General features: G+C 38.4%; 5 protein-coding genes. 4 read left to right on the top strand and 1 reads right to left on the bottom strand.

Features of this window, described 5'->3' with window-relative positions; genetic code table 11:
* Positions 1 to 392: 392 nt before the first annotated feature.
* Complete coding sequence (locus AC3M61_RS04650; RefSeq protein ID WP_500779723.1) at positions 393 to 1748, top strand: FAD-dependent oxidoreductase; 1356 nt, start codon at positions 393 to 395, stop codon at positions 1746 to 1748.
* Positions 1749 to 1818: 70 nt separating this feature from the next.
* Here the strand turns inward: AC3M61_RS04650 and AC3M61_RS04655 are convergent, their stop codons facing one another.
* Positions 1819 to 2778 (bottom strand): hypothetical protein, encoded by a 960-nt coding sequence (locus AC3M61_RS04655; protein ID WP_500779724.1) that lies wholly within the window; start codon positions 2776 to 2778, stop codon positions 1819 to 1821.
* A gap of 193 nt (positions 2779 to 2971) precedes the next feature.
* Here AC3M61_RS04655 and AC3M61_RS04660 point away from each other — a divergent pair, with 193 nt between their 5' ends.
* The 3 genes from AC3M61_RS04660 to AC3M61_RS04670 form a co-directional block, all read left to right on the top strand.
* Positions 2972 to 3319 carry a carboxymuconolactone decarboxylase family protein gene (locus AC3M61_RS04660; protein WP_500779725.1) on the top strand — a complete coding sequence of 116 codons (348 nt, stop codon included), beginning with the start codon at positions 2972 to 2974 and terminating at the stop codon, positions 3317 to 3319.
* Between the two features lie 207 nt (positions 3320 to 3526).
* Positions 3527 to 5287, top strand: coding sequence for a hypothetical protein (locus AC3M61_RS04665; RefSeq protein ID WP_500779726.1), 1761 nt, complete (start codon positions 3527 to 3529; stop codon positions 5285 to 5287).
* Between the two features lie 120 nt (positions 5288 to 5407).
* The coding region (locus AC3M61_RS04670; RefSeq protein ID WP_500779727.1) for an MBL fold metallo-hydrolase at positions 5408 to 6000 on the top strand (593 nt) is incomplete at its 3' end.

Genomic DNA, 6000 nt, shown 5'->3' on the forward strand with positions numbered 1-6000 from the left:
TCTTGTAGAACTCCGTCTCGGATAACCATCCCATCTTGAACAATATGGTGTAATTACTTTTGGGCGACCACGAAACACCAGTTAATTACTTTCATCCTAGATGCATGCGGTTTAGTCGCTATTTCTGGTATCCAAGATAAGAGACTTACTCACCATTAGCTGAGGGACTTTTGGGTGTGTAATTGTGAAAAAATAGACAATATCTATCGACAAAAAGAAAATCACTGATACAATAAAATAAGGTTATAATAAAGAACTGGATAGCCAAGAAAACAGCATTTAGTAGTCGATAGGTTAACACACAACTATATGTAAGAAGTATAGCTTAAACTTCGTTGAGTATTAAAGTGATAAACAGTTAATTGTATCTACTTGAAAAAGGAGGAGTTTTTATGCTTGAAACAGACATTTTAGTAATCGGTGGGAGTGCAGGTGGAATACTGACAGCGACAACTGCAAAAAGAATCTATCCAGACAAGAAGGTTGTCATGGTAAGAAAGAACAAAACAGTTATGGTTCCTTGCGGGATTCCTTACATCTTTGGAACTCTCTACGACACTTCAAAAAACAGAATTCCTGATGAGATGGTTAAAAATGCAGGTGTTGAACTAATCATAGACGAGGTTATTAGCATTGACAAAGACAGGAAAGTAGCAGTTTTGAAGAGTGGAGAAGAAATCAAATGGGATAAACTTGTTCTTGCAACAGGTTCACTGCCAGTTATTCCAAAATGGCTACCTGGACATGACCTTGAAAACGTTTTTCCGATTATAAAAGATGAAGAATACCTCTCAAACATGCTTAACAAACTCAAAGAGATTAAGGACGTTGTTATAATCGGTGCTGGTTTTATCGGTGTGGAATTTGCTGAGCAACTTGCACTTGCCGGTAAGAACGTAACACTTGTTGAAATAGCCCACAAGATACTTTGGCAAGCGTTCGATGATGAATTCGCAGCGATAGCAGAACAAGACCTTGAAAGCCATGGTGTCACACTCAAACTGGGAACGAAAGTCAAAGCAATTCTTGGCAGTGGCAAGGTAGAAGAAGTGGAATTTGAAAGTGGAGAAAGAGTCAAAGCAGAAGCTGTTATCCTATCGATGGGTGTCACGCCAAACACAGAGCTTGCTAAACAATTGGGGCTTGATTTAACAAGAAAGGGCGCCATAGTAGTTGATGAATACATGAGAACAAGTTCTCCAGACATCTTTGCTGTTGGTGACTGTGCACTTAAAAGAGACTTCTTCACCAGTAGACATGTTCCTATACTTCTTGCATCAACTGCCGCTATGGAAGCAAAAATTGCAGCAGCTAATCTGTATGATATCAAGTTCATTAGAGAAAACAGAGGCACTGTAAGTGCATTCTCCACAAAGATATTTGATAAGACTTACGGAGTTGCTGGTATAATCGAAAGGTTTGCAAAAGAAGATGGATTTGATTATGTAATCGGAAAAGCCGTCTCTATGGATAGACATCCGGGTTCTTTACCAGGTGCAAAGAAAATCGAAGTTAAACTCATCTTCTCAAGAACATCAGGAGTTCTCATAGGTGCTCAAGTAGTTGGAGGCGATAGTGTTGGAGAAATGATTAATATACTAAGTCTTGCTATCCAAAAAGGTCTTACGGCCAACGAACTCAACACTATGCAAGTCGCTACTCATCCACTCGTGACCGCTTCACCTGTGACTTACCCAATAAATGCAGCAGCACTCGATGCCCTTGTAAAAATCTGTACAAAATGCTGAATAAAAGATACTAAATAAAAGGTCTGGGTGCTTTCCCAGACCTTTTCTTTTTAACTATTAGCCCTGAAATTTACTTTCTCAACAAAAATCCCAATCTCCTGAGTGCTGCCACTGCAATAACCGCCCCGAATGCTATTGTTCCAAGCTTTCCACCCGCACCTCCGAAATACGGTGCACTGAAGATGAAGATAATACCACAAAACATCCCAGCCATAACTGCGTAAAACTCATTTGGTAGTCTCTCCTTACTTGACATCCCAGCAAACGAAGCACAGATAACAACCAATGCCAAAATCTGACCTATCTCTGGAAATATTTCAGGTAAGACAAGTCCTCCGATGAGTCCAACTGTTGCTGAACTTAGCACAGGACTTTTTCCATAACGTACATTCAATAAATATGTTGCCAAAATTCCGATTATAGCAAAAATCATTATCAAAAGCCCTACTTCCCATCCAGGCAACGAACTTTTTGTAAATTCTCGCCCAGTGATAACAGCACTTAAAACGGCACCAAGGAGCGCTATAGTCCCAAGCTTACCTCCAAATCCTTTGAATATACGCTTAGTAATGACAAAAATTATCCCGGCAAGTACGGAAGCTATTAACAGATGTTCGAAGTCATATACATTTGCTGAACTCATTCCTACAAAGCTACCACAATAAATAGGCACTTCATATTTTGATGCAACAACAAAACCAAGAATTCCAACAATTCCGGCAGCAACAACCGCACCCAGTCCGACGTGATTATTTAGATAGAAAGTAACTACCGCACCTACCACTACTGACATGAAATCAGCAAACTTATGTAACCACCGTTCAGTATCATTATCTTTCCTATCCTTATCTGAACTTATCCTATTTCTAATTTCTCTGTACCCTTCAAATACCAATAAACCAGTTAGAAGAAAAATCAGTAGTGAAATGAGTCCCAATCCTTCGTTCCTCAACGACTCAAACATGGTAACAAAAAAAAGAATAATAGTTTTTCCTAACAACAGTAAACCACCGAGGATTGTTGTTATCATAACCGTCAACTCCTACGAGTGTAGCTATTGATTGGCACATGCAAAGACTATTTTACCATAAAAGAATCAAATATATAGGCTGTTAAGACTATATTACGATAAGTCTACAATAACAACCTTAGTCTTGCCTAATCTATTATCTGTGATAAAATTAACATGTACAACGCAAACTGAAAGACTGGAGGTATCAAAAATGGATGCGCGAAAATCTGTGAATGACTTTATGAACACCATGAAAGAACTTGCAAAGACTGACAAGGCATATGTTGATGCATTTATGAACTTCTTCAAAGAAGCCGAAAAGCCAGGAGCTTTAAGTGCTAAACAAAAAGCATTGATAGCGGTAGCTATTGCCGTTTCTGAAAGGTGTTCCTATTGTATCGCTGTCCACACAAAGAACGCTCTTGATGCAGGAGCAACTCGTGAAGAAATTCTTGAAGCAGCAAAAGTTGCAGGCTTAATGGGTGGTGGACCAGCGCTTGCTTACATAACTCTCGTTTTAGAAGCGCTTGATGCATTTGAGAAAAAACAAGATAAATAAAGATCTGGAGAAAGAACAAAAAAGTCCTGGGTTTTTCCCAGGACTTTTAGTTATTTTATTTACATAAGGTAGTCGTAAAAAATTTAAAAACTAATGGTATAATTAAGTTACACTGTTTGTTTTAACCTGAATCATAAGCGGGTAGACGGCTTCAAATTGTTCACAAAACAAAGTCAGTTTCAAACCCTATAGAAAGGGGGAATTTGTATGGCAAGAAAGTTTATTTTGACGGTTGTTTTCAGCATACTGTTTTCGACATTCTACCTATTCGCTATCACCATATCCGTTCCAGGAAACTCCGATTTCGTTATGTACCTTAACCTCAGTAACATCGGTGACCAAGAACTGGCAACTGTTCTCCAAGATGCTGGTATTACCCCAATAATCTCTGTGTATGGAAAACTTTCATTCGGTAGTGCTCTAAACCTTTCAATTCTTGAAGAACTTGAAGATTTTTCACTTAAAGTGTTAATCGGTTCACCAATAGGTATAGTTCTCCCGGGAAAAATTGGAGACAAGAGTTTGGAGTTTTTGATTAGTTACATATTTGATGCCAGTGTCCAAATTCCGAAGCTAACAATGAACGAACCGTCGGTGGTCACAGTTGGTAACAGAAAACTGAACATCATACGTTCAAAAGATAATATTTATCTATGCTTCAACAAAGATGTTTCCATGTTCACTAAGGACATGCTTAATGCCAAAATTTCAAGTATATCTCTATCACCAAAAGATGACGTTATAGCTTACTTTAAGACATACAAAAAATCACTCATAGGCGAACTCTTATACACGTTTGGAGATTATTTTGGCATTCCTGTTTCCGATGAACTTGTTATCACCAAGAAAGGTGAAAACTATAGCTTAAACATGACGATTAATAAAGCATTTTCTGACTACGAGAAAAAACTAGTACTTACCAGAAGAGGTATCTTGAAAGGAGTTTCCTATCTGGAAGGAGCTAACGTTATTCTTGCATTAGACACAAGTGACATTGCAGACCTCTCTTTGTTAAGTAGCAATTTGGATATGGATATTCCCGAAGAAATACAGAAAGTATTCGAATTCTTAGACATCTTTAACTCAATTGCATTTTCCGCAACCTTTGATGGATACTTCACATTATCAGGTATATACAAGCCAGAAAACGAACAAGATGCGAAATTTATAGCATCACTATTGAAAAATCAACTCTCAACCATGGGGTATGAAGTAATTGTCGAAAATCAAAAAATAAATATATACCCAGCCGAGATAGACAAAGCCTTGCTGAAGTCGATAACCGAAAACGCCTCGTTTATACTCTACATGAATTACTCTGATGAAGAAAGTTCGGCAACACTGAGCATAAAATCCGAAATTTTGGACAACGGCAATTTGTCAATAACTGGAGAGTTTGATAACTTAGCCTGGTTCATTGAAAAGTTCGAAGAAGTAGTGGAACCATATTTTGATGAAACATCTGAAGAGGAATGGGAATACGAAGAAGACGAGGAATGGAGTGAAGAATGGGATGAAGAATGGGACGAGGAATACGAAGAAGATTACGAGGAGGAGTACGAAGAAGAATACTACGAAGAAGAATATGAGGAAGAATACGAAGAAGAATACACAGCAGAAGAAATCAGCTATTCCGACCTTGAACACCAAATAGCAGATGAGATAGTCAAAATATTCAATGCATGTGCCGATTACATTTATGACCAAGGAGCACAAGAAGTTACTTTGGAAGACTTGTACGACTATGGCTATATCGATTACATACCAGTCTACTTCGAGGTAAAAAGTGCTGTCATGAACGACGGAACGGTTTATGTTGTTATCCATTTTGACGTTTCACAATACGATGTCGAACCAAGCGATATTGTAGATATACTCTATTACGACAAGGATATCTACTCAGATATAATCAATGGAAAAATAAGTGTGATTCTCTACGTTGAACCCGAGCAGGAGGCTGAAGAGTAAAAAGAACAAGGTAATTTGTAATTTTTTCACCAATCCAACAAACGGTGCCCCGTATGGGGCACCATTATTTCTGAAAGTAGTATAATTGTATTAATGAAATACCCACGAGGAGGCTTAAAAGTGCAAACCAACAGTTCATCAATTAACCTTGGGTCTACTAATTTGACAATCCTTTGCGATGATATTCTTCAACCGCCACTCCACTCCGAGCACGGCTTTTCTTTACTGGTTGAAAAAACAGGGGAGCCAACTGTGCTATTTGACACCGGTACAACTGATGTATTCATCAAAAATGCGAGTGTTCTCGGTAAAGACCTTACGAAGGTAGAGTATATTGTCATTAGCCACGGTCACTACGACCACGCAGGCGGGTTGAAATATCTAACTTCTCTCGGCAAGAAAATCAAAGTCTATCTCAGAAAAGATTCATTTTTACCAAAATACAGTGGTGAGAGATTCACTGGAATAGACTGGGAAGCCATAAAAGATGCGTTCGAATTTGTAATTGCCAAAGACAAACTCATCAAAATAACCAATTCTATTTATGCCTTTGGACCTGCATGGATGAGAAACAAATTCGAAGAGCCAGACCCTAATTTTCAGATTATAAAGCACAACGAACACGTTAGGGACTTTTTTGAAGAAGAATTAAACCTTGTCATTGACGAAGGTGATGGAATTGTGCTTATAACCGGATGCGCACACAGAGGGAT

Source organism: Fervidobacterium sp., assembly GCF_059913585.1.

Excerpts from the sequence above, each read along its gene's own strand:
- AC3M61_RS04650 (WP_500779723.1), top strand. The coding sequence starts at position 393 with ATGCTTGAAACAGACATTTTAGTAATCGGTGGGAGTGCAGGTGGAATA.
- AC3M61_RS04655 (WP_500779724.1), bottom strand. The coding sequence starts at position 2,778 with ATGATAACAACAATCCTCGGTGGTTTACTGTTGTTAGGAAAAACTATT.
- AC3M61_RS04660 (WP_500779725.1), top strand. The coding sequence starts at position 2,972 with ATGGATGCGCGAAAATCTGTGAATGACTTTATGAACACCATGAAAGAA.
- AC3M61_RS04665 (WP_500779726.1), top strand. The coding sequence starts at position 3,527 with ATGGCAAGAAAGTTTATTTTGACGGTTGTTTTCAGCATACTGTTTTCG.